Origin of the sequence: Methylorubrum aminovorans, from assembly GCF_022179725.1 — a bacterium.
In the GTDB taxonomy this organism is placed as follows: Bacteria; Pseudomonadota; Alphaproteobacteria; order Rhizobiales; family Beijerinckiaceae; genus Methylobacterium; species Methylobacterium aminovorans.
The window spans coordinates 58,522-81,453 of the sequence record NZ_BPRC01000019.1 but is presented as its reverse complement, the minus strand read 5'-3'; the positions used below and the strand labels follow the sequence as shown (position 1 = coordinate 81,453).

Below are 22,932 nucleotides of genomic sequence, written 5' to 3'. Positions count from 1 at the left end.
CGTGCCGTGGCGCGAAAGCGACGCGATCATGGATCGGCCGGTGTCTCGCTCTGCTCCGCCGCCACGGCGGGCGCGGGCTTACGGCGGCGGGCAGCTGGCTTCGCCCGCGCCGCACCGGCCAGGGTCACCTCGATGTCGTAGCCCGTCGCCTTGTCGGCGGGCACGGAGAGATCGTTCTCGATCACCGTCGCCTCGCCCTGCACGGCGCCGGTCGGCACGGACACGGCGACACGGTGGGTGCGCGCCATGACGGGCTGCTCGTTATACTTCACCGCGATGGTCACGGGCGCCTCGAAGCGCCCGGCGGCGCCGGCCGGGCCGAGCAGGGCGCGCAGCTCGACGCCGACGCGCACTGCCACCGAACCGTCCGGCCGCGCCTTGCACTCGCGGCTGAGTCGCGCGAACACGATCTGGTGGCGAAGGCGCGTCTTGTCGCCCGGCGCTCCGGCAAAGGCCTGAATCGCGGCGCCGCCATCCGGCACGAAGACCGGCGGGCAATAGACGTCGTCGGGGTCCTGCGCGCGGGGCGCGGTCAGGGACGACGACCCGCCCTCGCCCCCACCGAACATGTTCTTGAAGAAGCCACCGGATTCGGCCCGCGCCGCACCGGGAACAGCCAGCGTCAACCCGGCGAAAATGATCAAGCCTCTGCGCATCGTCTGATCGTTCCCTGCCCTTCCCTGGCGGTCCCCTCGAACGCTCCGGAGCCGAACAATTCTATTTGAGCGCGTCGAAACCGGGGCCGAACCCCTTGGTCGAGACCGGGATGCCGACCCCCTCCTCCGGCGTCTGGAAGACGACGAAAGTCGCCTGCGAGCCGCCGCGCAGCGATTTGATCAGACCGTCGTCCATCACCACCTCGGCGATGCAGCCCGGCGTGATGCACCGCACGAAGCTGGCGCGGCCGATATCGGTCTGGTCGATCTTCAGCCCGAGGCCGTAGGGCAGCAGGATACCGAGCGGTGCCTGCACCCGCATCAGGTAGCCGCGGTTGTCCGCGAGCTTCAGCACGATGACCACGAGACTGAGGTTCGGCCGGTCCTCCGCCGCCACGTACTGCACCAGGGCGCATTGCTCGGCCTTGGCACCGGCCGGCGTTTCACAGCGCAGCTGCCAGTCATCGAAGGTTTTCCGCACGTTGCCCTGAGCCTGCGCGGCGCCGCCTCCGGTCAGGATCGTGGCGACTGCCGCGGCCGCCAGCGCAAGACGGCGACCGAATTCCGGCCGAACCGCGCGAACCACGCCCGCAAACAGACTCATACGAACTCCGATCGATCGCTTCCTGAGGCGGCGTCCGGTCCCGGGCGGGTGCCCCTCGCGCTGGCGCAGTCGAGGCTTTGGGAAGCGCCGCACGGACTCGGGCGTTGGGACCATGCAGGGTCCCCGGTGTCAAGCGATCGCGGCGAGGGTGTGTCGGGATTGAGGCGAACCGGCTACCGCTCGCGGCCTCACTGCCCTACAGTAAGGTCAAGCTCTTCATCATCCGAGGAACCCGCCATGCGCCGCCTCGCCTCCTCCCTCGCCCTCGCGACGCTCCTCGCCGCGCTGGGCTCAGGGGGCGCCTCCGCCCTGTCCCTGCCCTTCGAGGAATCGGACTACCTGCCGCCCGAAGCCACGACGACCTATATCGAGCGCTCGCTCAACCATCAGGCGCCGCTCACCATTGAGCACCCGCCGGTGGAGCGGAACCCGCGCGGTCGCCTGCGCGGCGATGCGGCGGCCATCGCCGGTTTCTGCCGGGACGGGGGTACGGTGCTGCGCCGCGACGCCTCGGGCCGCCCGACCTACCTGCGTCAGCGTGAGGTCTGCGAGAACGTCGCGCCCCGTACGATGTGGCCGGGCCACGTCAATCCGCGCCCGACCTGGCCGGCCGAACCCGCTGCCACGCGCAGCCGGGCAGTCGTGACGAAGTACTGAGCCCGGCGCCTTAGCCGTAGCGGTGCAGCTCCGAGCCGTGCCGCTTCAGCCAGCGCTCCGCCTCCTCGACATGGGGGCAGAGCTCGTTGGTGAGCGCCCAGAAGCGCGGGGAATGGTTCATCTCCCGCAGATGCGCCATCTCGTGGGCGACGAGATAGTCGAGCACCACCGGCGGAGCGAGGATCAGCCGCCAGGAGAAGTTCAGCTCGCCTCGGGCGGTGCAGGAGCCCCAGCGGCTGCGCGTGTCGCGCAGCGTCACCCGTGCCGGCCGCTGGCCGAGCCGGGACGCGTAGACCGCAACCGATTGCGACAGATCGCGCCGCGCCTCCCGCATCAGGAATTCGCGGACGCGGCGCGGCATGTGGGCGGGATCGCCCGGAACGGCGAGTGTCCCGCTCTCGGGATCAGCCTCGGCCGTGCCGCGGCCCTCGCGCGGCACGATCCGGTGCGGCACGCCGCGCAACGGGATGACCGAGCCCACCGCGAAGGGGACGCGCTCGGGCAGCTTGGCGAGGCGGGTGGCGATCCAACCGCCATGGTTCTGGGCGAATTTCTGCGCCGTTGCGAGTGACGAGCGGGTCGGCAGCGTCAGCACCACGGCGCCGGTGGCGCTGGAGACCCGCAGCGTCAGCCGGCGCGCGGTGGGCCGCCGCAGGATGGCGACGCGGAAGGTCTGTCCCTCATGGGCGATCTCGATGTGATCCGGATCCGGCCGTCGCAGCAGGGCGCGCGTCATGGCGGCAAACCTAGCCGCAGGCGGCCGGCTCAGCCATCCCAGCAATCCGTCTCTCACCGGAAATTCACCTGCCAGCGCTGCGCTCGCCCCGCGATCAGGCGCCCCCCTCCATCTCCCGCAGGAAGCGGGCGATGCGCGGCGCGATGACCGAGCGGAAGCGAGAGCCGTTGAATACGCCGTAATGCCCCACCTTCTCCTGCAGGTGATAGGCCTTGCGAGCATCGGACAGGTTCGGCGTGAGGTCGAGGGCGGCCTTGGTCTGGCCGACGCCGGAGATGTCATCGTTCTCGCCCTCGACCGCGAGGATGGCGCAGCGGCGGATCGCCGAGAGATCCACCAGCCGGCCGGCATGGCGCATGCGCCCGCGCGGCAGGGCATGGTCGACGAACACGGTCTGCACCGTCTGAAGGTAGAACTCCGCCGTGAGGTCCATCACCGCAAGGTACTCGTCGTAGAAGTCGCGGTGCTTCTCCGCCGAGTCGCCGTCCCCGGTCACGAGGTGGTGGAACATGTCGGTATGGGCGGTGACGTGCCGGTCGAGGTTCATCGCCATGAAGCCCGAGAGCTGCAGGAAGCCGGGATAGACCCGGCGCATCGCTCCCGGATAGAGCGGCGGCACCACCGTGATGCAGTTCTTCTCGAACCACGCCATGCCGCGCTCCTGCGCGAGGCAGTTCACGGCGGTCGGCGAGCGGCGGGTATCGATCGGCCCGCCCATCAGGGTCATCGAGACCGGCACATGGGCCGAATTGGCCGCCTCCATCAGCGCAACGGCGGCGAAGACCGGCACGGCGGGCTGGCAGACGGCCATGATGTGCAGGTCCGGACCGAGGTCCCGGAACATCGCCTGGAGGTAGTCGATATACGTGTCGAGATCGAAGCGCCCGTCCAGCAGCGGCACCATCCGCGCGTCGGACCAATCCGTGATGAAGACCCGATGGTTGGGCAGCATCGCCTCGACGGTGCCGCGCAGGAGCGTCGCGTAATGGCCCGACATCGGCGCCACGATCAGAAGCTTTGGCTGCGGCTCCGTATGTCCCGCCGGCAGCGCCCGGTCGAAGGCGATCACCCGCGCGAAGGGCCGCTCCCAGACGACGCGCTCCGAGACCGGGACGATCCGGCCGTCGATCACGGTGCTCGACAGACCGAAAGCCGGCTTGCCGTAGCGGCGGGTCGCGCGCTCGAACATCTCGAGCGCGGCGGCCGTCGAGCGGGCGTAGGGACCATAGGCAAGGGGGTTGCTCGGATTTCCCAGACTGTGTCGGGTCGCATCCGCCGCGATGCGGGCCGGCGTCAGCATCGCGCGGGCCGTCTCGTACCAGAGATACGCCAGATCCATTTCGGCACTCCCCCGTTCCGGTCGGCCAATCGACCGTCACCGATCCGATCCTATCGTATGTTGCTGGCGGAGGAATCCGGCAAGACCGCGCTTTCGGCCGCGGCATCTTTGAACAGGCCGGTGGACTCGCCCCGGGCCAGCCCTATCGTAGCCGCACCATGATGGAAGCGGCCCACGAAACCTTCACGCCAACGGGCCGCCACCTGCGCCTCGACACCTTCGTGCGCCTGCGCTGGCTCGCGCTCACAGGGCAGAGCGCCGCGGTCGTCGGCGCGCAGTTCGGGCTCGGCCTCAACCTGCCCTTCGGTTGGTGTTTCCTCGTCATCGCCGCCTCGTGCTGGCTCAACCTCGCGCTGCGGATCCGTTTTCCCGCGAGCTACCGCCTCAGCGACGACTCGGCGGCGCTCCTGCTGGCTTTCGACATCGTCCAACTCGCGGGCTTGCTGTTCCTCACAGGCGGACTGCAGAATCCGTTCTCGCTCCTATTCCTGGCACCGGTGCTGATCTCGGCCACCGCATTGCCGCCGGAACGGACCCTGGCGCTGGGGCTACTGGCGGTGGGGCTCGCGACTCTGCTCGCCCTCGTCCATCGTCCCCTCCCCTGGTTCGCCGACGGACGGATCGAGCTGCCCTTCCTCTACGTCTCGGGGGTCTGGACCGCGATCCTGCTCGGCACCGCCTTCACAGGCGTCTACGCGTGGCGGGTGGCGGAGGAGACGCGCCAACTCGCCAGGGCGCTCGCCGCGACCGAACTGGTGCTCGCCCGCGAGCAGCACCTGTCGCAGCTCGACGGCCTCGCCGCGGCAGCGGCGCACGAACTCGGCACGCCGCTCGGCACGATCATGCTCGTCGCCAAGGAGCTCGACCGGCAACTCGGCCCCACCGCCTCACCGGCCGTCGCCGAGGATCTCAGCCTGCTGCGCGATCAGGTGGATCGCTGCCGCGGCATCCTCTCGAAGCTCACCTCCATGGGGGAGGAGACCGAGGAAGGGGAGACCTTCCTGCAAACCGTTACCTTCGGCCACCTCATCGAGGAACTGGTCGCCCCTCAGCGCGCGCTGGGCGTTGCCGTCGAGGTGTCGAAGCAGGGCGAGGGGCCGGAGCCGATCTGCCGTCGCAATGCGGGGGTGATGTTCGGGCTCGCCAACATTCTCGACAACGCCGTGGATTTCGCCGAGTCGCGGGTTCTGGTCGAGGCCCGCTGGACGGCTGAGCGCGTCACGCTGACGATCCGCGACGACGGACCTGGCTTTCCCAGCGAGGTGCTGCTGCGCGCGGGTGAGCCCTACGTCACCACTCGCAGCCGCGATCGCTCCCGCAATCCCGACGAGGCCGGCGGCGGCCTCGGGCTTGGCCTGTTCATCGCCAAAACGCTGATCGAGCGCTCAGGGGCGCAGCTTCTCCTGTCGAACATCACGGAAGCCGGAGCCCACGGCGCCCTGGTGCGAGTCACCTGGGCCCGTCACGTTTTCGAGAGGGAAGCGATTGTGCCCCATCGCGTTGCGCACAATTCTCTGAGACCCCTAACGGAACGCGATGCCGCACCCATATAATGCACATAGATGACACGAACCGACGAGGAGTGCCGCATGCTGACGCAGAGCGGGACGACGGTGCCAGGCTCGGGCACCGCTTTTCTTTCCGATTCCGACCCTCTCGCCGCCTTCGGCGATCGCAGCTTGCTGATCGTTGACGACGACAGGCCGTTCTCGACCCGCCTTGCCCGGGCCATGGAGGCGCGCGGCTACGAGGTGCATGTGGCCGAGAGCGTGAGCGAGGGCGTCGCGGCGGTCGAGAACAAAGCGCCCGCTTTCGCCGTGATCGACATGCGATTGGGCGACGGCAACGGGCTCGACGTGATCGCCCGCCTCAAGGAGCGCCGTCCCGAGGCGCGCGGCGTGATCCTTACCGGTTACGGCAACATCGCGACCGCCGTGACCGCGGTGAAGCTCGGCGCCTTCGACTACCTCGCCAAGCCTGCGGACGCGGACGAGATCCACGGCACGCTGATGGCGCAGCCGGGCGAGCGCGCCGATCCACCGGAAAATCCGATGTCGGCTGACCGGGTCCGGTGGGAGCATATCCAGCGGGTCTACGAGCTGTGCGGACGCAACGTCTCAGAGACGGCCCGGCGCCTCAACATGCACCGGCGCACCCTTCAGCGCATCCTCGCCAAGCGCGCGCCGCGCTGACGGAGAGGATCACACAGGCGGGATTCGAACGGCCGGCGGGACACCGCCGGCCGTTTCGTTTTTCTCCTATTTGTCTCAGCTCCCCCTCGCATCCGAGCGAGGGCGCCGGCCGAGGCAGTTGCGCCGGACACCGGCCTCAGGCTACTTCGCCGCTCTAAGAGTTGAACAGGCCTACGCGCGTATGCGGAACCTCATCACGATCCTCGGGCTGATGGTGCTGGTCGGCACGGAAGTGTTCGCCGCAGCCATCGCCGCCGGCTGGGCGCTCGCCGGACTGCTCGACCTCGGCGATCAAGTCGGTCACATCCTCATGGGCCTGTTCAGCCTCGTCGCCGCTTGGATCATGGTCCAGCTCTGGCGCCGTGCGACCGAAGCCGAGCCGATCGGATCGGCGAAACGTCGATAGAGGGGGATCTCGCGGTGACGCCATCACGAAATCGCGATAGAATCTCCTTCTGCTGCGATCCGTTTGTCATCTGCGTTCCGACCGCGACGCGGTATTCGGACTTTTCGCGCGTGGTCGGGCACCGGCTCCTCGAGCACGTCCCGTCTGCGGTCCGACCCGCCCCTCTTCCAAACGAGTTTCTGCCATGAAAGCCCGCATCGTCGTCACCTTGAAGACCGGCGTTCTCGACCCGCAGGGGAAGGCGATCGAAGCGGCCCTGAAGTCGTTCGGGATCGAGGAGGTCTCCGGCGTGCGTCAGGGCAAGGTCTTCGACCTGGAGGTCGCATCCGAGAGCCGCGAGCAGGCCGAGGCGACGCTGAAGGCCGCCTGCGAGAAGCTGCTCGCGAACACCGTCGTCGAGAACTACACCGTCGAGATCGCCTGATGCGCGCCGCCGTCGTCGTCTTTCCGGGCTCGAATCGCGACGGCGACGTGGCCCGCGCGCTCCGCCGCTCCGGTGCGGAGGTCGTCAGCGTCTGGCACGCCGACACCGAATTGCCGGCGGGCACCGATCTCGCGGTGGTGCCGGGCGGCTTCTCCTATGGCGACTATCTGCGCTGCGGCGCCATCGCCGGCCGGGCGGCGGCCATGGATGCGGTGCGCGCGCACGCCGCCCGCGGGGGCCTCGTGCTCGGCATCTGCAACGGCTTTCAGATCCTGTGTGAGTCCGGCCTCCTGCCCGGCGTGCTGATGCGCAACGTCAACCGCCGCTTCATCTGCCATCGGCAGTTCCTGCGCGTCGAGCGCACGGACACGCGCTTCACCTCGGCCTATACCGAGGGTCAGGTGATCGACGTCTGCGTGGCGCATGGTGAGGGCAACTACTTCGCCGATTCCGAGACGATCCACCGCCTCGAGGGCGAAGGCCGCGTGGCGTTCCGCTACTGCGACGCCAGCGGGACCCTGACGGAGGATGCGAACCGCAACGGCTCGCTCAACTCCATCGCCGGCATCTATTCCGAGACGCGGAATGTACTGGGCATGATGCCCCACCCGGAAAACTTCGTGGACGGCCTCGTCGGCGGCACAGACGGCAAGGGGCTGTTCGACAGTCTGGCGGCCTGAGGCTTCTCGGCCCCGTTCAGCGGGGCCGAAAGAGCCGGGTGCAGGGGGGCCTTTAGTGCCCCTCGAACTCCATCAGCGTGCGGACCGTGACGCCGAGGTCGCGCAGGCGCTGGGCGCCGCCGATCTCCGGCAGGTCGATGACGAAGCAGGCGGCGATCACCTCGGCGCCGAGCTGGCGCAACAGGTTCACCGCCGCCGTCGCGGTACCACCGGTGGCGATGAGATCGTCGACAAGGATCACCCGGTCGCCCGGCTTGATCGCATCGACGTGGATCTCGATCTCGTCGGTGCCGTATTCCAGCGCGTAGGCCGTCGAGACGGTCTTGTGGGGCAGCTTGCCCTTCTTGCGGATCGGCACGAAGCCCGAAGAGAGCTGGTGCGCCACCGCGCCGCCGAGGATGAAGCCGCGCGCCTCGATGCCCGCGACCTGATCGATCCGCCCGCCCGCATAAGGATGCACCAGCGAATCGACCGCTCGGCGGAATGAGCGCGGATCGCTGAGCAGCGTGGTGATATCGCGGAAAATGATGCCCGGCTTCGGGTAATCGGGAATCGAGCGGATCGAGTCCTTCAGGGCGGAGTGGCGGCGGACTTCCATGCGGGGCGCTCGATTCTTTTCGAAGTTCGCGGCGGTTAGAGCAGAAGGCTCGGCATGAAGCCAAGCCTCTACCCTGTCAGGCGGCGGCCTTGCGCAGCAGGCCGATCAACTCGCGGTGCAGCACCTCGTTGCCACAGGCCACCGAGCGGGCGGCGAGCGGCTCGGCGCCGCCATCCGCGCTGGAGACGAAGCCGCCGGCCTCGCGCACGAGGATGATGCCCGCCGCGATGTCCCAGGTCTGGAGGTCGCGCTCCCAGTAGAGGTCGGTCCGTCCGCAGGCGACGTAGGCGAGATCGAGCGCCGCCGAGCCGAGGCGGCGGGTGCCGCCGGAGACCGCCATCACCGCGGCGACCTCCTTGAGCAGCCGGCCGTGGCTGCCACGGCCGAGATAGGGCGTGCCGTAGGCGACGAGCGCGTCGGCGAAGTCCTGGCGGCCGGAGACGCGCAGGCGCCGGTTGTTGAGGAAGGCGCCCTTGCCGCGCTCGGCGATGAACAGCTCGTCCTTGGCCGGATCGTAGATCACGCCGGCGACGATCTGGCCGTCGCGCTCCAGCCCGACCGAGATCGCGAAATGCGGGATGCCGTGCAGGAAGTTCGTGGTGCCGTCGAGGGGATCGACATGCCAGGTATGGCTCTTGTCGGTACCCTCGATGTTGCCGCTCTCCTCCATGATGAGGCCGTAGCCGGGCCGCGCCTTCATCAGCGCGTCGCGCAACACTTCCTCGGCCTTCCGGTCGGCGGCCGAGACGAAGTTGCCGGGGCCCTTGCGGGAGACCTGAAGGTTCTCGATCTCGCCGAAGTCGCGCTTGAGCCCACGGGCGGCCTTGCGCACGGCATCGACCATGACGGTCATGAGGGGAGAGTTGATCATGCGGGTCGGCTCGCAGCCCCTTGAGGGGGCGCCTTGCTGGAAAAGGATTCTGTCAGCGCTTCTATACGCCTCGCGCCGCAGCGCCAGGGGTGATCGGCGCAAGGCCGTTATCCGGCAAGGATCAGTGACTGGGAGGCGCGGCCCTCAGATGAGGCGGGCGAGGAAGCCTGCGGCCGCACCCCGCGGATCGGGTCCGCGCATCAGGCCACCCATCACCGCGACGCCCGCCGCCCCAGCATCCCGGCAGGCGCGGGCGTTATCCGCATCGATCCCGCCGAGCGCGAAGACCGGCAGGCGGTGGACCGTGGCGGCACGAAGCGCATCGAGGCCGAGGGTCGGGCCGTAGCCGGGCTTGCTTGCGGTGGGGAAAATCGGGCTGAGGGTGGCATAGTCGGCCCCCGCTGCCGCGGCTGCCGCGATCTCGGCGACGGAATGGGCCGAGAACCCGATCAGCGCCGCGGCGCCGAGGCTTTGCCGCGCCGCCCGGATGTCGTCGGCGCCGGCGGAGCCCGGCAAGTGGACACCCTGTGCTTCCGTTTCGGCGGCCAGTTCGACATCGCCGCCGACGACGAGATGCCCGCCAGCCGGCGCCAGGATCGCGATCAGGTCGCGGGCAAGCTCCCGCCGCACGGCACAGTCGAGATCACGGTCGCGCAACCAGACGAAGCGGGCGCCGCCCGCGACCGCCGCGCGGACGGTCTCACGCAGCGGCCGGTCGGCGCCGTGGCGATCGGTGACGACGAGGAAGGGCGGAAGCGCCACCCGCCCTTACGACCCGACAAGGCCGAGCTGCGGGCTCGACGGCTCGGCCCGGCCGCGGCGCGGGATGCGCCCGGCGCGATGGGCGAGCCGTCCCCCTTCGACGGCGTGGCGCATGGCAGCCGCCATCCGGACCGGATCGTCGGCCTTGGCGACCGCGGTATTGATGAGGCAGGCCGCCGCCCCGAGTTCCATGGCGATCACCGCGTCCGAGGCGGTGCCGATGCCGGCATCGACGATCACCGGCACTTTCGCCCGGCGGCAGATCAGCTCGATATTGGCCGGGTTGGCGATGCCCATGCCGGAGCCGATCAGCGAACCCATCGGCATCACTGCGGCGCAGCCGAGATCAGCCAGCCGCTCGCAGATCACCGGATCGTCGTTGCAGTAGGGCAGCACGGTGAAGCCGTCATCGACGAGGTGGCGGCAGGCTTCGAGCAGCTCCGTCACGTCCGGATAGAGGGTCTCACGGTCGCCGATCACCTCGACCTTGATCCACTTGGTGCCGAGCGCCTCGCGGGCGAGTTCGGCGGTCATGATCGCGTCGCGTGCCGTCTCGCAGCCGGCGGTGTTGGGCAGGAAACGGGCGCCCTTCAGCTTCTGGAAGGTGTCCGAGCCGTGGCCCTGGAGCGAGACCCGGCGGATCGAAGCGGTGACGACCTCGGCGCCCGAAGCGCGTACGGACTGCGCCATGATCTCCTGGCTCGGATAGCCCGCGGTGCCGATGAACAGCCGCGATGAGAGCCGGACGCCGGCGATCTCCAGCGCGTCGTCCCCTTCAGCGGATGTCTGGGTGAGGGTGGTGTCGTGATGGTTCATGCGCTCAGCCTCCCTGCATGGCGCGGACGATCTCGATGCGGTCGCCCTCGTTCAGGGCCGTCTGGCCCCAGGCGGTCTTCCGCACGACGCGGCCGTTGACGGCGATGGCAATTCCCTCGGGGCTCTCGATACCCCGCTCCTCGGCTTCCGCCGCGAACAGGGCAGCGAGGTCCGGCACCTCGCGCTCGCAAGGCTCTCCGTTGACGGTCAGCCTCATGCCACAGCCCTCCCCCGGTTCTCGTGTGACGCGAAGCGCGCGCGGCCGAAGCCGCGGGCGAAGTCCGGCAGCGCGCCCTCGCCGACAAGTGCCGCGACGGCGTCGGCGGTGGCGGGCGCCAGCAGGTAGCCGTTGCGGTGATGGCCGGTGGCCACCACGAGGCCGGGCGCGGCCTCCTCAATGATCGGGGCGTCGTCGTCCGAGGTCGGACGGAAGCCGCTCCAAACCGCATCGACCTCCATTTCCTCGATGCCGGGCAGGACGCGACGCGCCCCTTCCAGCAGGGCGAACAGACCGCCCGCAGTGACGCCGCTGTTGAAGCCGCAATCCTCCACCGTCGCACCGACGATGAGGTGGCCGTCGCCCTTGGGCGCCATGTGCACGGCGTCGGTCCAGACCATGCGGGAGAGGGTGCCGGTGCGCCGGGTGGTGCGCAGCGCCAGCGACTGCCCCTTGAGCGGGCGGACCGGCAACGCGAGGTCGTCGGGAAGCAGGCCCGCCTCCCCGCTCCAGGCGCCCGCAGCCAGGATCACCGTCTCGGCCGCGAGCACGCGACCGTCGGCGCGCAGGCCGGTGACGCGGCCGCCCTGGCGCTCCAACCCCTCCACCGCGACCTCCTCGACGATCGTGACACCGGCCGCCTCGCAGGCGCCGAGCAGCGCCTCCATCACGAGGCGGGGATCGACCTGCGCGTCCAGCGGACAGAGGATGCCGGCGGTGACGTTGGGGCGCAGCAGCGGCTCGCGGGCGCGCACCTCCGGACCGGAGAGCCACTCGGCGGCGACGCCTGAGCGCCGCTGCAGATCGTGGCGGAAGCGCAGCCGCTCCACCTCGTCGCGGCCGATGGCGATGACGAGCGTACCGTCCTCGCGGTAATCGATGGCCCGGCCGGACGCCGCCTCGAGTGCATCGCGGAAGGCGGGCCAGCGACGCAGGGATTCGAGCGCCAGGGGCAGCAGCAGATCGGAGCCAGGCTCGTGCTCGGCGGCCGGAGCGAGCATGCCGGTGGCGGCGAGGCTCGCGCCGCTGCCGACGCGTCCCCGCTCCACCACGGTGACCGAGCGGCCGGCCTGCGCCAGCCGCCACGCGATCGACAGGCCAATCAGCCCGCCCCCCACCACGGCAATGTCGGCGCGCTGCGGCAACGCCGCCGTGCGCGGGCGCATCGCGAGGGAGCGGCGCTGGCCAATCGGCGAGGTCAGCAAGTCGGACATCGGAAAACGGGCCTTCCGCGGGTCTGCCTGCAGGAACCGGCACCATGTGCTTCTCGAAGAAGCGGGGGTCCGCTCGAACGAGCGACCCTCAGGTCCAATCCCTACGCCGGTATGAGCCGGATCAGGTTCGAAGGATTTCCGCGCTGCCGGAGACGGCGATAGCGGTTTCTCAGCCCCTTGTCGGGGATCTCCCTGGAACATCTCGGATGTGGGCCCACGCGGTCGCGCGGTCAATCCCTTCCGGATCGGGATCGAACAAATCAGCCTACGGACCGCACCCTACGTCACGCACAGGCCGGTGGCCGGCGGCTTGATCTTGGAAGAATCATTCGGCGGCAGCAGCCTTCGCGGCCGGTCGCCGTCCGGGACGGTATACCATCATCCGCTCCTCGAACCCGTCGAGGGCATGGCTTCCCAGACATTCGGGATCGCCCCAAAGGAAGTCCACGAACGGCTTCGACATCAGGAGCGGTTCCTGAAGCGTGCGGTTGAGCCGCGCGAGGCGGCTCGCGAGGTTCACGTCCCGGCCGATCACCGTGAAGTCGAGCCGGGTGCCGGAGCCGACATTGCCGTAGGCCGCCTCGCCGTGATGCAGGGCGATGCCGGCATCGACCGCCGGCTCGCCCTCGCCGAAGCGCCCGACCGCATTCGCCTCGGTGAGCGCGGCGAGCGCCGCCTCGGCGGCCGTGAGCGCGCTCTTGGCCGCGCCGCCGAGGTCGTCGCCCGTCTCGCGGAAGATCGCGAGCAGGCCATCGCCGAGATATTTCAGCACCTCGCCGCCCTCCCGCTCGATCGGCGGGACGAGGCAATCGAAGAACGCGTTCAGGAGATCGACCGCGCCCTCGGGCGTCCGGTCGGCGGACAGGCGGGTGTAGTCGCGCATATCCGCGAACAGGATCGCCGAACGAATGCGGCGCACCTGCCCGCGCCGGATGTCGCCCGACAGGATCGCCCGGTGCGGCTCGTCGCCGACATAGATGCGCAGCACCGTGTCGAGCTGCTTGTTGAGCAGCCGCATCTCCATCACCGCAGCGAGCGCGGGCATCACGAAGCGCAGGATCGCGATGTCGTCGTCGCGAAACCCGCCCTCGGCGCGAGTGGCGAAGGTGATGCCGTTCTTGGTCCCGTTGGTGAAGATCAGCGGGGCGATGAGGTAGTGCGTGTACCCGGCAGCCTTCAGTTCCGGAATGATCGCGTAGGCGTCGTCGGCGGTCTTCGCGAGATCGAGGCTCAGCCACTCGCCGGATTCGTGGACGGCATAGAACGGGCTCGCCTGATAGGCTTTCGCCGAAACCTCGCCGTGAGGAAACAGCCGCACCGTCGAGCCGGCACCCCGCGTCCAGACACGGCCGACACCCGAATACTCGGAATGCAGCGTGTCGATGGCGGTGGAAGCGCGATCGATCGGCACGCCGATGGCGTTGAGCCGTTCGGCCAACCCCGCAAGCAGGTCGTCGGCCTTCGGCAGCCGGGCGCCCTCGCCGAGCAACCAATCGCGGATGCCAACGCAGGGTTGAAGTACTCCGAACGGGACGTCCTCGGCTTCCGATCCGTCGGCGAGAGCCGTCGGCATTGGTTTCGGGGCGTCCGCGTCGCGCATCGGGGGAAGGTGGGTCCTCAGGTCGCCAAAGCAAGGCTTCGCACCCGTCACGGAATGCGGTCGACGTCCGTACGGTGAGAGCCTTCCCTCGACCAGACGGCGCAGAGGATCGGCTTGGCCGTATCGTGTGCCCGGCCCGACGCAGCCTCGGCTGAAACGAGAACGGCCGCCCCGAAGAGCGGCCGCTTGATGGTTCCGATCAGTTGTCGAGGAAGCTTCGAAGCTTGCGCGACCGGCTCGGGTGCTTAAGCTTGCGCAGGGCCTTCGCCTCGATCTGGCGGATGCGCTCGCGGGTGACCGAGAACTGCTGGCCGACCTCTTCGAGGGTGTGGTCGGTGTTCATGCCGATCCCGAAGCGCATGCGCAGCACGCGCTCCTCACGCGGCGTCAGCGAGGCGAGGACGCGGGTCGTGGTCTCGCGCAGGTTCGACTGGATCGCCGCGTCGATCGGCAGGACGACGTTCTTGTCCTCGATGAAGTCGCCGAGATGCGAATCTTCCTCGTCGCCGATCGGCGTTTCGAGGGAGATCGGCTCCTTGGCGATCTTCAGGACCTTGCGCACTTTCTCCAGCGGCATCGCCAGCTTCTCGGCCAGCTCCTCCGGGGTCGGCTCGCGGCCGATCTCGTGCAGCATCTGCCGCGAGGTCCGGACGATCTTGTTGATCGTCTCGATCATGTGCACCGGGATGCGGATCGTGCGGGCTTGGTCGGCGATCGAGCGGGTGATCGCCTGCCGGATCCACCACGTGGCGTAGGTCGAGAACTTGTAGCCGCGACGGTACTCGAACTTATCGACCGCCTTCATCAGGCCGATATTGCCCTCCTGGATCAGGTCCAGGAACTGCAGGCCGCGGTTGGTGTACTTCTTGGCGATCGAGATCACGAGGCGCAGATTGGCCTCGATCATCTCCTTCTTCGCCTGGCGGGCCTCGCGCTCGCCCTTCTGCACCATGGCGACGATCTTGCGGTACTCGCCGATCTGCAGGCCGGTCTCGGAGGCGAGCGTCAGGATCTGCTCGCGCAGGTCCGCAACCTGCCGGCCGCCGCGCTCGACGAAGTTCTTCCAGCCCTTGCCACCCAGCGTGGCGACACGGTCCATCCAGTTCGGGTCGAGCTCGTAGCCCTGGTAGTGGCGCAGGAACTCGTCGCGGGCGACGCCGTGGTGCTCGGCGGCGCGCATCAGGCGGCCCTCATGCGAGATGAGACGCTTGTTGATGTCGTAGAGCTGCTCGACCAGCGCCTCGATGCGGTTGGCGTTGAGCGACAGCGACTTCACGTCGGTGACGACGATGTCCTTCAGCTCGGCCTGCTTCTTGGTCTGCGCGGACGTGACAGTGCCGCCGCCGGCCTTCAGGTCGGTCTCCTCGTTCTGGAGCTTGCGCAGCTTGCGGTAGTTCGAGGCGATGTTGTCGAAGGTTTCGAGAACGCGCGGCTTGATCTCGGCCTCCATGGCCGCGAGCGACACGTTGTTCTCCATGTCGTCTTCGTCGTCGGCGCCTTCCGGCGGGACGGCGCCTTCACCCTCCTCCGACTCCTCGTTCTCGCTCTCTGCCTCCGGCGGCGCGCCGCGGGCGGCGTCGGGGCCAGCATAGGTGGCCTCGAGATCGATGATGTCGCGCAGCAGCACCTTGCCGTCGACGAGTTCGTCGCGCCAGATGATGATCGCCTGGAAGGTCAGCGGGCTTTCGCACAGGCCCGCGATCATCGCCTCGCGGCCGGCCTCGATGCGCTTGGCGATCGCGATCTCGCCCTCGCGCGAGAGCAGCTCGACCGAGCCCATCTCGCGCAGGTACATCCGCACGGGATCGTCCGTGCGGTCGGTCGGCTCGCGGGTGGTGGGGGTCGCGACCGCGACGGCGCGCGAGCCGGAGGTCTCGGCGACCTCGCCGCCCTCCGCGCTCTCCTCCTCCTCGGCGGCCTCGCCGTTGGCCTTGACCTCGGTCGCGGTCTCCTCGGATTCCTCCGCCTCGACCACACGGATGCCCATGTCGTCGAGCTGCGCGAGCACATCCTCGATCTGGTCGCCGTCGACCTGACCGTCCGGGAGGACTTCGTTGATCTCTTCGTAGGTGACGTAGCCGCGCTTCTTCGCGAGCTTGACCATCCGCTTGACGGCGGCATCCGTCAGGTCAAGGAGCGGGCCGTCCGTCGGTTGGTCCTGGGCGGCGTCCGCATCGTCCCGCTCGGTTGCCTTCGTTGCCATGCTCAGCCTATTGTTCTCGTGGCGGCGCCGCAGGCTGAGCCCGCGCGCTCCGCGAAAGACCCGTCGCAATGTCGTGGAATGGCGCGCTTGTCGAGTGCCCGCGCCGATTCTCGTTGCATTCGCTCTAACTTGCCGTGCGTTGACCAACCGTTAACCAAGTCGGCCTTCCGCCGCCGTCACCCTCCGGTCACGCCGGCACGAATTCATTCCTCCTGAGAGACCTCCGCTTCCGCTTCGGCCGCAGCGATCACTGCCAATTGCTGCTGCACGTCGCATAGCCAAGCGAAATTGGCCTCGGACCCATCCTCGGCAAGAGCTCTCTCAGCTTGGTGGAGTTCGCTATGTAGCGCGCCCGTCTGCCGGTGCAAGATCACGGCTTGATGCAGGGTATGCTCCAGACGCTGCGGGTCGGCGTTCGGATCGAGCATCCAGCGGTCGCCTGGATTGACCAGAGAGAACAGCCGGGCATGCGCCTCTTCGAGCCCGGCCCGGCGCGGGCGCGCCTCCAGCAATTCGGGCTCCGGCGTGCCGGCCTCCGCCGCCCGGTCGAGCAGCAGGGTGCGCAGCGCGCTGGCATCCGGGTTGACGAGTTCGAGGGCGGCGAGTGCCTCCTCCTCGATCCCGAGCAGTTCCGGGTGCGCGAGCAGGCTCATGACGATCATCGCCTCGCGCTTGGCTGCCCGGCCGCCAGCGGCCGGCACCGTAGCCGCGATCTTCAGAAGTGGATTGAAGCCGGTGGTGATGCGCGGCGAGGGCGGCGGATCGCCCGGGCGCGGCCGGCGCTGGAAGGGCGCGCCGCGTGGTCCGACCGGGCGCCCTCCGGCGCCGCGTTCGGAACGCCCGCCGGAAAATCCTCCGGCCGATCCGCCGGACAATCCCCGCAGCCGCTCCTCGATGTCGTCGCGATAGAAGCGGCGCACGGTCTCGTCGCGAATGCCGGCCACGGCCTCCCGCAGGGTCCGGGCGAGCCCGGCCCGGCGCTCCGGCGTGTCGAGGCTGGTTGCCTCGGTCTCACGCGCCCACAGCATCTCGGCCAGCGGCCGTGCGCCCGCAAGCACCGCCTCGATGGCCGAGGGGCCGCCGGCGCGCATCAGATCGTCCGGGTCCTGGCCCTGCGGCAGCATCGCGAGGCGCAGGGACTTGCCGGGCTCCAGCATCGGCAGGGCAACGTCGAGGGCGCGGAAGGCAGCGCGCTGCCCGGCCCCGTCGCCGTCGAAGCAGAGAATCGGCTCGTCGGCGTGGCGCCAGAGCAGGGCGAGTTGCTCCTCGGTCAGCGCCGTGCCGAGCGGCGCCACGGTCTCAGGGTAGCCGGCGAGCGTCATGGCGATGACGTCGACATAGCCCTCCACCGCGATGATCCGGCTCCGGTCATGCGCGCTCTTCCGGGCGGCGTGGAGGTTGTAGAGCATCCGCCCCTTGTGGAAGAGCGGCGTCTCCGGCGAGTTCATGTACTTCGCCTTGGCCTCCGCCTGCATCGCCCGGCCGCCGAAGGCGACGACGCGGCCGCGGATGTCGAGGATCGGAAACATGATCCGGTCGCGGAACTTGTCGTAGGGGACGCTCACCCCCTCGGGCGCGGCGAGCAGGCCTAGTTCCAGCATCAGGTCGCGGTCGACGCCCTTGCCCGCGAGGAAGTCGCGCAGGGCGTAGCGCCCCGACAGGGAATAGCCGAGCCGGAATTTCTGGCGCGTGGCTTCGCTCAAGGCCCGACGGTCGAGATAGGCCCTGGCCTCGGCCCCGGCGGGCCCGCGCAACTGCTCCTCGAAATAGGCGGCGGCCAGCTCCATCACTTCGAGGGCGCCCTTGCGCCGCTCCTCGGCCTGCTCGCTCTCCACCGTCATCTTCGGCAGGGTGACGCCGGCCTCGCCCGCCAGCCGCTCGACGGCCTCGGGGAAGCTCAGACCCTCCGTTTCCATGACGAACTTGAAGATGTCGCCGTGCTTGCCCGACGAGAAGCAGTGGTAGAACTGCTTCTGGTCGTTCACGTAGAACGAGGGCGTCTTCTCGGAGTTGAAAGGCGACAGGCCGCGCCACTCGCGGCCGGCCTTCTTCAGACGCACGCGGCGGCCGACCACCTCGGAGGCGGGCACCCGGGCGCGGATCTCTTCGAGGATATGGGGCGGGTAGCGCACGGGGGCTCTGCCGGAAGCGGATCGGGTGACGGATCACTTGAACGACGAGGACCGGCCTCGGCCGCAGAGTGTAGCGCGGCCGCCCTGCCGGAGTCTTAAGGCGTCCCGCGCGGAGCTTTCACCGGAGCAATGCGTTGGCGGCGCGATGACGAACGCCTCGCCTGCCCCCCGCCGCGGCATCGCCCGCCGTCCCCTCCTCGGTCTCGCCCTGCTCGGGGCATGCCTTCCGAAGGCCCGGGCCGCCGATGAGATGTCCGCGGTGCTCGATCCCGCGGCAAGGGTCGAAACCCTCTACGACGACGGCGAATGGTGCGAGGGGCCGGTCTGGGCGCCCGCACTCGGCGGCCTCGTCTTCAGCGACGTGCGGCGCAACCGGATGATGCTGATCCGCGAGGGAGGCGGCGTGGAGGTGTTTCGCGATCCTTCCAACAACGCCAACGGCAACGCCGTCGATGGGCAGGGGCGGCTGATCACCTGCGAGCACCGCACCTCGCGGGTGGTGCGGCGCGAGCGCGACGGCGCCATCACCGTCCTGGCCGAGCGCTTCGACGGAGGCCGGCTCAACTCTCCCAACGACGCGGTCGTGGCGCGCGACGGCACGATCTGGTTCACCGATCCGACATTCGGGATCACGCAGGCCGAAGAGGGCACGCCGCGCGCCTCCGAGCAGAAGGGGCGCAACGTCTTCCGCCTCGCCCCCGATGGAACCCTCTCGGTCGCAACCTCGAACTTCGTGCAGCCCAACGGCCTCGCCTTATCGCCCGACGAGCGGGTCCTCTACGTCTGTGAATCGGGCGCGGCGGGCGGAGAGAAGGCGCCGAGCGAGATCCGCGCCTTCGATGTCGCCGACGGTCGGCTCTCCAATGAGCGCGTCTTCGCCCGCGTGGCGAAGGGCGTCCCGGACGGGGTGAAGGTCGATACCGACGGACGGGTCTATGCCGGCACCGGCGACGGCGTGCGGATCTGGTCGGCCGCTGGCCGCCCGCTCGGACACATCCCGACCGAGGGCCCTTGCGCCAACATCGCCTTCGGAGGGCCGGACGGGCGTCGGCTGTTCCTCTGCGCCGGCAGGCGGTTGCTCGCGGTCGAGACCAAGGTTCGCGGCGCAGCGGTCCGCACCTGAAGGAGACGGCCTTGACGATTCGACTCGCGCGCCGAACGCTGCTGACCGGCACCGCCGCTGCCACCTTCGCGCCGGCCATGGCGGTGCGCTCGGGTCTGGCGCAACCGGCGACCGGTTCATTCGGCGCCCTGGACCTCGTCGTCGCCGCGCGGGCGCCGACGACGCCGACCGGGCTGACGCTCTCCCCTGAGGGCCGGATGTTCCTGTTCATGCCGCGCTTCGACGAGAAGACGGTGTTCACCGCCAGCGAGGTGTTTCCGGATGGGCGGGTCGAGCCCTATCCGAGCGAAGCGGCGAACCGACCCGATCCGGCGCGGCCCGCCGAGACACTGTTCCACGTCCCCAACGGCGTGTTCGACCGGACAAACCGCCTCTGGCTGCTCGATGCCGGGCTGATGGCCTCCTCCGGCGAACCGGTGCCGGGCGCGGCCAAGCTCGTCTGCATCGATCCGGCGACGAACGTGATCGTGCGCACGATCCCGCTGCAATCGGTCGTGACGAAAACCTCCTCGCTCAACGATCTGCGGGTCGATGTGCGGCCGGGGCGCGAGGCAGCCTACATCACCGACCAGGGCCAGACCGGCGAGGGCGCGCTGATTGCCGTCGATCTCGCGAGCGGTCGCGCCGTGCGGCGGCTCGCGGGGCATGCCAGCACGCGGTCCGTCGACGGCATCCTGAAGATCGTCGAGGGCCGGGTGCTGCTGAAGCGCGAGGCCGACGGCACGGCGAGCCCGATCAAGGGCGGCGCCAACGGCATCGCGCTGAGCCCCGACGGTGCGCGGCTGTACTACACGCCGCTGATGAGCCGGCGCCTCTACGCGGTCGAGACGGCCGCCCTGCTCGACGCCGACAAGGACGACGCCGCGGTGGCGGCAACGGTGGTGGATCTCGGTGAGAAGGGCCTGACCGGCGGGCTCATCGCCGATTCCCGCGACCGGATCTATCTCAGCCTGCAGGAATTCAACGGGATCGGCCGCCGCGACCCGGATGGCCGGATCGAGGTCCTCGCCACGGATCCGCGGCTGATCTGGCCCGATACCTTCTGGATCACCGGCGACGGCTGGCTCTACCTGTCGTCCGCCCAGGCCAACCGCCGTCCGGAGCACAATGGCGGCATCGACCGGCAGGAGCCGCCCTTCGCGATCTTCCGCATGCGGATCGACGCGGGGCCGGCGTGAGAGAGGTTCAGCTCCACCGTCATCGCGAGTGTCAGCGAAGCGATCCAGCAGCGCGACCTATCCTGAAGAGGCGCGCCCTGGATCACTTCGGCTCCGCCTCGTGATGACGGAGCGATCGCCTATTTTGCTGCCAACGCGTCCTTCACCAGCGCGCTCGCGCGGCCGAAATCCATGCGGCCGGTATACTTGCCCTTCAGCGCGCCGATCACCTTGCCCATGTCCTTCGGGCTCTCGGCACCGGTCTTGGCGATGGCGTCGGCGATGGCCGTGCGCATTTCGGCCTCGTCGAGCTGCTGCGGCAGGAATGTCTGGATGATCTCGGCCTCGGCGCGCTCGCTCTCGGCGAGTTCGGGGCGGCCGCCCTGCTCGTAGACGCCCGCAGCCTCCTGGCGCTGCTTGATCATCTTCTGCAGCAGCGCGAGGATCTCCTCCTCGCTCGTCTCGCCCCTGCCCTCGCCGCGCGCGGCGATGTCGCGGTCCTTGAGCGCCGCCTGGATCATGCGCACGGTCGAGAGCTTCTGCTTCTCGCCGGCCTTCATGGCTTCCTTCATCTCGGCGGTGATGCGCGCGCGCAGCATGGTGATCGAGCTCCAGTCAGATGATTCGGCGCGGCTGCCCTGCTTGTCCAGGGCCTTGCGCAGGGCTGCCTCCGCGCCCAGATTGACCCGGGCGCGGCCGGCTCGCTATGAGCCCCGCGAGATATCGCCTTGCCCCGCGGCCCAGTATGCGGCCGCGCGAGGCGGCGGACATAAGCCGGATCGGACCCATGCTGCAAGACGAACCCGCGACCCTGCGCGCCGATCCCGCGCGCACGAACCCGGCGCCCAAGGCCCCCGAGCCCTGGAGCGAGCCGCTGGTGACGGCCCTGCTCGTGCTGGCCGACGGCACCGTGCTCGAAGGCTTCGGCATCGGCCAGACCGGGGTCGCCGACGGCGAGGTCTGCTTCAACACGGCGATGACGGGCTATCAGGAGATCCTGACCGACCCCTCTTATGCCGGGCAGATCGTCACCTTCACCTTCCCGCATATCGGCAATGTCGGCACCAACGACGAGGATCTCGAGAGTCTCGAAGCGGCGCCGGCCTCCGGCGTGCGCGGCGCGGTGATCGCCTCGGCGGTGACCAAGCCTTCGAACTGGCGCTCCTCCTCGCATCTCGACGGCTGGCTCAAGGCCCGCGGCATCGTCGGCATCACCGGCATCGACACCCGCGCGCTGACCGCGCTGATCCGCGACCGCGGCATGCCCAACGCCGTCATTGCCAACGATCCCGACGGACAGTTCGACCGCGAGGCGCTTCAACGTCGCGCGGCCGCGCTCGCGCCGATGGAAGGCCTCGACCTCGTGCCGCCGGTGACCTCCCGCGAGACCACGGCCTGGACCGAGACGGTCTGGGCGGTGAAGGGCGGCTACGGCTCGCGGGCGCCGGGCCAGGGCCTCAAGGTCGTGGCCATCGATTACGGGGTGAAGCGCAACATCCTGCGCCTGCTGGCGGAAGCCGGCTGCGACGTCACCGTGGTGCCGGCCACCACCAAGGCCGAGGACATCCTGGCCCTGAAGCCCGATGGCGTGTTCCTCTCCAACGGCCCCGGCGACCCGGCCGCCACCGGCGAATACGCCGTGCCGGTGATCCGCAAGCTGCTCGACGAGCGGGTGCCGACCTTCGGCATCTGCCTCGGCCACCAGCTCATGGGCCTCGCGCTTGGCGGGCGCACGGTGAAGATGGGCCAGGGCCATCACGGCGCGAACCACCCGGTGAAGGATCACACCACCGGCAAGGTCGAGATCGTCTCGATGAACCACGGCTTCGCGGTGGATCCGAAAAGCCTGCCCGAGACGGCGGTCGAGACTCACGTCTCGCTGTTCGACGGCTCGAATTGCGGGCTTTCGCTCACCGACCGCCCGGCCTTCTCGGTGCAGCACCACCCGGAGGCCTCTCCGGGTCCGCGCGACAGCCATTACCTGTTCGAGCGCTTCGTGAAGCTGATGCGCGAGAACCGGCCCCAGACCGCGGCGTAACTGGCTATAACGGCGGCCCAGCGCCGCCGTTCCCGGCCTCGTCACAAAAAACCCCATCTTGCCCCGCATCTCCCGATTCATGGCCGGATCGGACAAGAATCAGCGGCCGGTACGATTGGGGGCTTGCCGGATGACGCTCGACGACGCGCGCGACGAATTCTCGCGCCTGCATCGCCTGTTCACCTTCCACCTCGGCGTGGCGGTCAGCCTCGCGTGGCTGACGACGTTCTACGCGGCCGCCTCGGCGCCGTGGGTTCGCAACATCCGCGCGCTGATCGACCCGACCGACCCGGTGCGGATCGAGAGCACGCTCTCCTACCTGTTCGTGATGCCGGCCGTGCTGACGCTGGCCTGGGCCTCGGCCTATTTCGGCCGCGAGACCATGCGCCGCTTCCAGACCTTGCCGAACCAGACGCTTGAATTCGCCGCCGCGGCGATGGTGGCCTTCGGCGTGTTCTACCTGTCGATTGACCGCGCGGTCGCCGTCATCAGCGTGGGGTTCTGAAC

At 69.1% G+C, this 22,932-nt stretch carries 24 protein-coding genes and 1 riboswitch; of the genes, 10 read left to right on the top strand and 14 right to left on the bottom strand.

Annotated elements, in window-relative coordinates:
- Nucleotides 1–26: 26 nt before the first annotated feature.
- Together MFF24_RS20885 and MFF24_RS20880 are read right to left on the bottom strand one after the other, a co-directional pair.
- Entirely contained in the window at nt 27–656 is a 630-nt protein-coding gene (locus MFF24_RS20885; protein ID WP_238227101.1) for a hypothetical protein, read from the bottom strand.
- A gap of 61 nt (nt 657–717) precedes the next feature.
- Nucleotides 718–1,260, bottom strand: coding sequence for an invasion associated locus B family protein (locus MFF24_RS20880; protein ID WP_238227093.1), 543 nt, complete (start codon nt 1,258–1,260; stop codon nt 718–720).
- Between the two features lie 237 nt (nt 1,261–1,497).
- Between MFF24_RS20880 and MFF24_RS20875 the strand changes: the two genes are divergently transcribed.
- Nucleotides 1,498–1,917 carry a hypothetical protein gene (locus tag MFF24_RS20875; RefSeq protein ID WP_108938641.1) on the top strand — a complete coding sequence of 140 codons (420 nt, stop codon included), beginning with the start codon at nt 1,498–1,500 and terminating at the stop codon, nt 1,915–1,917.
- Between the two features lie 10 nt (nt 1,918–1,927).
- Here MFF24_RS20875 and MFF24_RS20870 read toward each other — a convergent pair whose 3' ends face one another.
- A complete protein-coding gene (locus MFF24_RS20870) occupies nt 1,928–2,653 on the bottom strand; it encodes a M48 family metallopeptidase (RefSeq protein ID WP_238227091.1) in 726 nt (241 codons plus the stop codon).
- A gap of 94 nt (nt 2,654–2,747) precedes the next feature.
- Nucleotides 2,748–3,992, bottom strand: coding sequence for a polyhydroxyalkanoate depolymerase (locus MFF24_RS20865; RefSeq protein ID WP_133090494.1), 1,245 nt, complete (start codon nt 3,990–3,992; stop codon nt 2,748–2,750).
- Between the two features lie 158 nt (nt 3,993–4,150).
- On the opposite strand from MFF24_RS20865, the gene MFF24_RS20860 reads away from it, so the two are divergent.
- The 5 genes from MFF24_RS20860 to purQ all read left to right on the top strand — a co-directional run bounded on the left by MFF24_RS20860 (nt 4,151) and on the right by purQ (nt 7,694).
- Complete coding sequence (locus MFF24_RS20860; RefSeq protein WP_108938644.1) at nt 4,151–5,545, top strand: ActS/PrrB/RegB family redox-sensitive histidine kinase; 1,395 nt, start codon at nt 4,151–4,153, stop codon at nt 5,543–5,545.
- A gap of 36 nt (nt 5,546–5,581) precedes the next feature.
- The gene (locus MFF24_RS20855) at nt 5,582–6,184 is read left to right on the top strand and encodes an ActR/PrrA/RegA family redox response regulator transcription factor (protein ID WP_238227089.1); all 603 of its coding nucleotides are present in this window, start codon (nt 5,582–5,584) and stop codon (nt 6,182–6,184) included.
- A gap of 181 nt (nt 6,185–6,365) precedes the next feature.
- Nucleotides 6,366–6,590 carry a hypothetical protein gene (locus MFF24_RS20850; protein WP_108938646.1) on the top strand — a complete coding sequence of 75 codons (225 nt, stop codon included), beginning with the start codon at nt 6,366–6,368 and terminating at the stop codon, nt 6,588–6,590.
- Between the two features lie 184 nt (nt 6,591–6,774).
- Nucleotides 6,775–7,014, top strand: a complete 240-nt coding sequence (gene purS / locus MFF24_RS20845; RefSeq protein ID WP_108938647.1) for a phosphoribosylformylglycinamidine synthase subunit PurS — start codon at nt 6,775–6,777, stop codon at nt 7,012–7,014.
- Nucleotides 7,014–7,694: a phosphoribosylformylglycinamidine synthase subunit PurQ gene (gene purQ, locus MFF24_RS20840; RefSeq protein ID WP_238227087.1), complete on the top strand. Its 681-nt coding sequence runs from the start codon at nt 7,014–7,016 to the stop codon at nt 7,692–7,694. The genes purS and purQ overlap by 1 nt, the downstream gene beginning before the upstream one ends.
- 52 nt (nt 7,695–7,746) lie before the next feature.
- Here the strand turns inward: purQ and MFF24_RS20835 are convergent, their stop codons facing one another.
- The 9 genes from MFF24_RS20835 to dnaG form a co-directional block, all read right to left on the bottom strand.
- A complete protein-coding gene (locus MFF24_RS20835) occupies nt 7,747–8,292 on the bottom strand; it encodes an adenine phosphoribosyltransferase (RefSeq protein ID WP_108938649.1) in 546 nt (181 codons plus the stop codon).
- 76 nt (nt 8,293–8,368) lie between these two features.
- Nucleotides 8,369–9,163 (bottom strand): inositol monophosphatase family protein, encoded by a 795-nt coding sequence (locus MFF24_RS20830; RefSeq protein WP_108938650.1) that lies wholly within the window; start codon nt 9,161–9,163, stop codon nt 8,369–8,371.
- A 144-nt stretch (nt 9,164–9,307) separates the two neighbouring features.
- Nucleotides 9,308–9,925, bottom strand: coding sequence for a thiamine phosphate synthase (locus MFF24_RS20825; RefSeq protein WP_238227086.1), 618 nt, complete (start codon nt 9,923–9,925; stop codon nt 9,308–9,310).
- 6 nt (nt 9,926–9,931) lie between these two features.
- Nucleotides 9,932–10,741: a thiazole synthase gene (locus tag MFF24_RS20820; RefSeq protein WP_238227084.1), complete on the bottom strand. Its 810-nt coding sequence runs from the start codon at nt 10,739–10,741 to the stop codon at nt 9,932–9,934.
- 4 nt (nt 10,742–10,745) lie between these two features.
- Nucleotides 10,746–10,958 (bottom strand): sulfur carrier protein ThiS, encoded by a 213-nt coding sequence (gene thiS / locus MFF24_RS20815; protein ID WP_238227082.1) that lies wholly within the window; start codon nt 10,956–10,958, stop codon nt 10,746–10,748.
- Nucleotides 10,955–12,172, bottom strand: coding sequence for a glycine oxidase ThiO (gene thiO, locus MFF24_RS20810; protein WP_238227074.1), 1,218 nt, complete (start codon nt 12,170–12,172; stop codon nt 10,955–10,957). Before thiO ends, thiS begins: the two co-directional genes overlap by 4 nt.
- An 80-nt stretch (nt 12,173–12,252) precedes the next feature.
- A riboswitch (TPP riboswitch) is annotated at nt 12,253–12,375 on the bottom strand.
- A gap of 122 nt (nt 12,376–12,497) precedes the next feature.
- Nucleotides 12,498–13,772, bottom strand: a complete 1,275-nt coding sequence (locus MFF24_RS20805) for an adenylate/guanylate cyclase domain-containing protein (RefSeq protein ID WP_238227066.1) — start codon at nt 13,770–13,772, stop codon at nt 12,498–12,500.
- Between the two features lie 199 nt (nt 13,773–13,971).
- Nucleotides 13,972–15,975, bottom strand: a complete 2,004-nt coding sequence (rpoD, locus tag MFF24_RS20800) for an RNA polymerase sigma factor RpoD (RefSeq protein WP_108938657.1) — start codon at nt 15,973–15,975, stop codon at nt 13,972–13,974.
- 203 nt (nt 15,976–16,178) lie between these two features.
- Nucleotides 16,179–18,107, bottom strand: a complete 1,929-nt coding sequence (dnaG, locus tag MFF24_RS20795) for a DNA primase (RefSeq protein WP_238227064.1) — start codon at nt 18,105–18,107, stop codon at nt 16,179–16,181.
- 145 nt (nt 18,108–18,252) lie between these two features.
- Here dnaG and MFF24_RS20790 point away from each other — a divergent pair, with 145 nt between their 5' ends.
- Together MFF24_RS20790 and MFF24_RS20785 are read left to right on the top strand one after the other, a co-directional pair.
- Nucleotides 18,253–19,230 (top strand): SMP-30/gluconolactonase/LRE family protein, encoded by a 978-nt coding sequence (locus tag MFF24_RS20790; protein ID WP_238227063.1) that lies wholly within the window; start codon nt 18,253–18,255, stop codon nt 19,228–19,230.
- A gap of 11 nt (nt 19,231–19,241) precedes the next feature.
- Nucleotides 19,242–20,408 carry an L-dopachrome tautomerase-related protein gene (locus MFF24_RS20785; protein WP_238227060.1) on the top strand — a complete coding sequence of 389 codons (1,167 nt, stop codon included), beginning with the start codon at nt 19,242–19,244 and terminating at the stop codon, nt 20,406–20,408.
- A gap of 119 nt (nt 20,409–20,527) precedes the next feature.
- Here MFF24_RS20785 and MFF24_RS20780 read toward each other — a convergent pair whose 3' ends face one another.
- On the bottom strand, nt 20,528–20,986 hold the full coding sequence (locus MFF24_RS20780; RefSeq protein ID WP_238227058.1) for a GatB/YqeY domain-containing protein: 459 nt from the start codon (nt 20,984–20,986) through the stop codon (nt 20,528–20,530).
- Nucleotides 20,987–21,174: 188 nt separating this feature from the next.
- Between MFF24_RS20780 and carA the strand changes: the two genes are divergently transcribed.
- A complete protein-coding gene (gene carA, locus MFF24_RS20775; RefSeq protein WP_238227056.1) occupies nt 21,175–22,425 on the top strand; it encodes a glutamine-hydrolyzing carbamoyl-phosphate synthase small subunit in 1,251 nt (416 codons plus the stop codon).
- A 130-nt stretch (nt 22,426–22,555) separates the two neighbouring features.
- Nucleotides 22,556–22,930, top strand: coding sequence for a hypothetical protein (locus MFF24_RS20770; protein ID WP_238227053.1), 375 nt, complete (start codon nt 22,556–22,558; stop codon nt 22,928–22,930).
- Nucleotides 22,931–22,932: the final 2 nt, after the last annotated feature.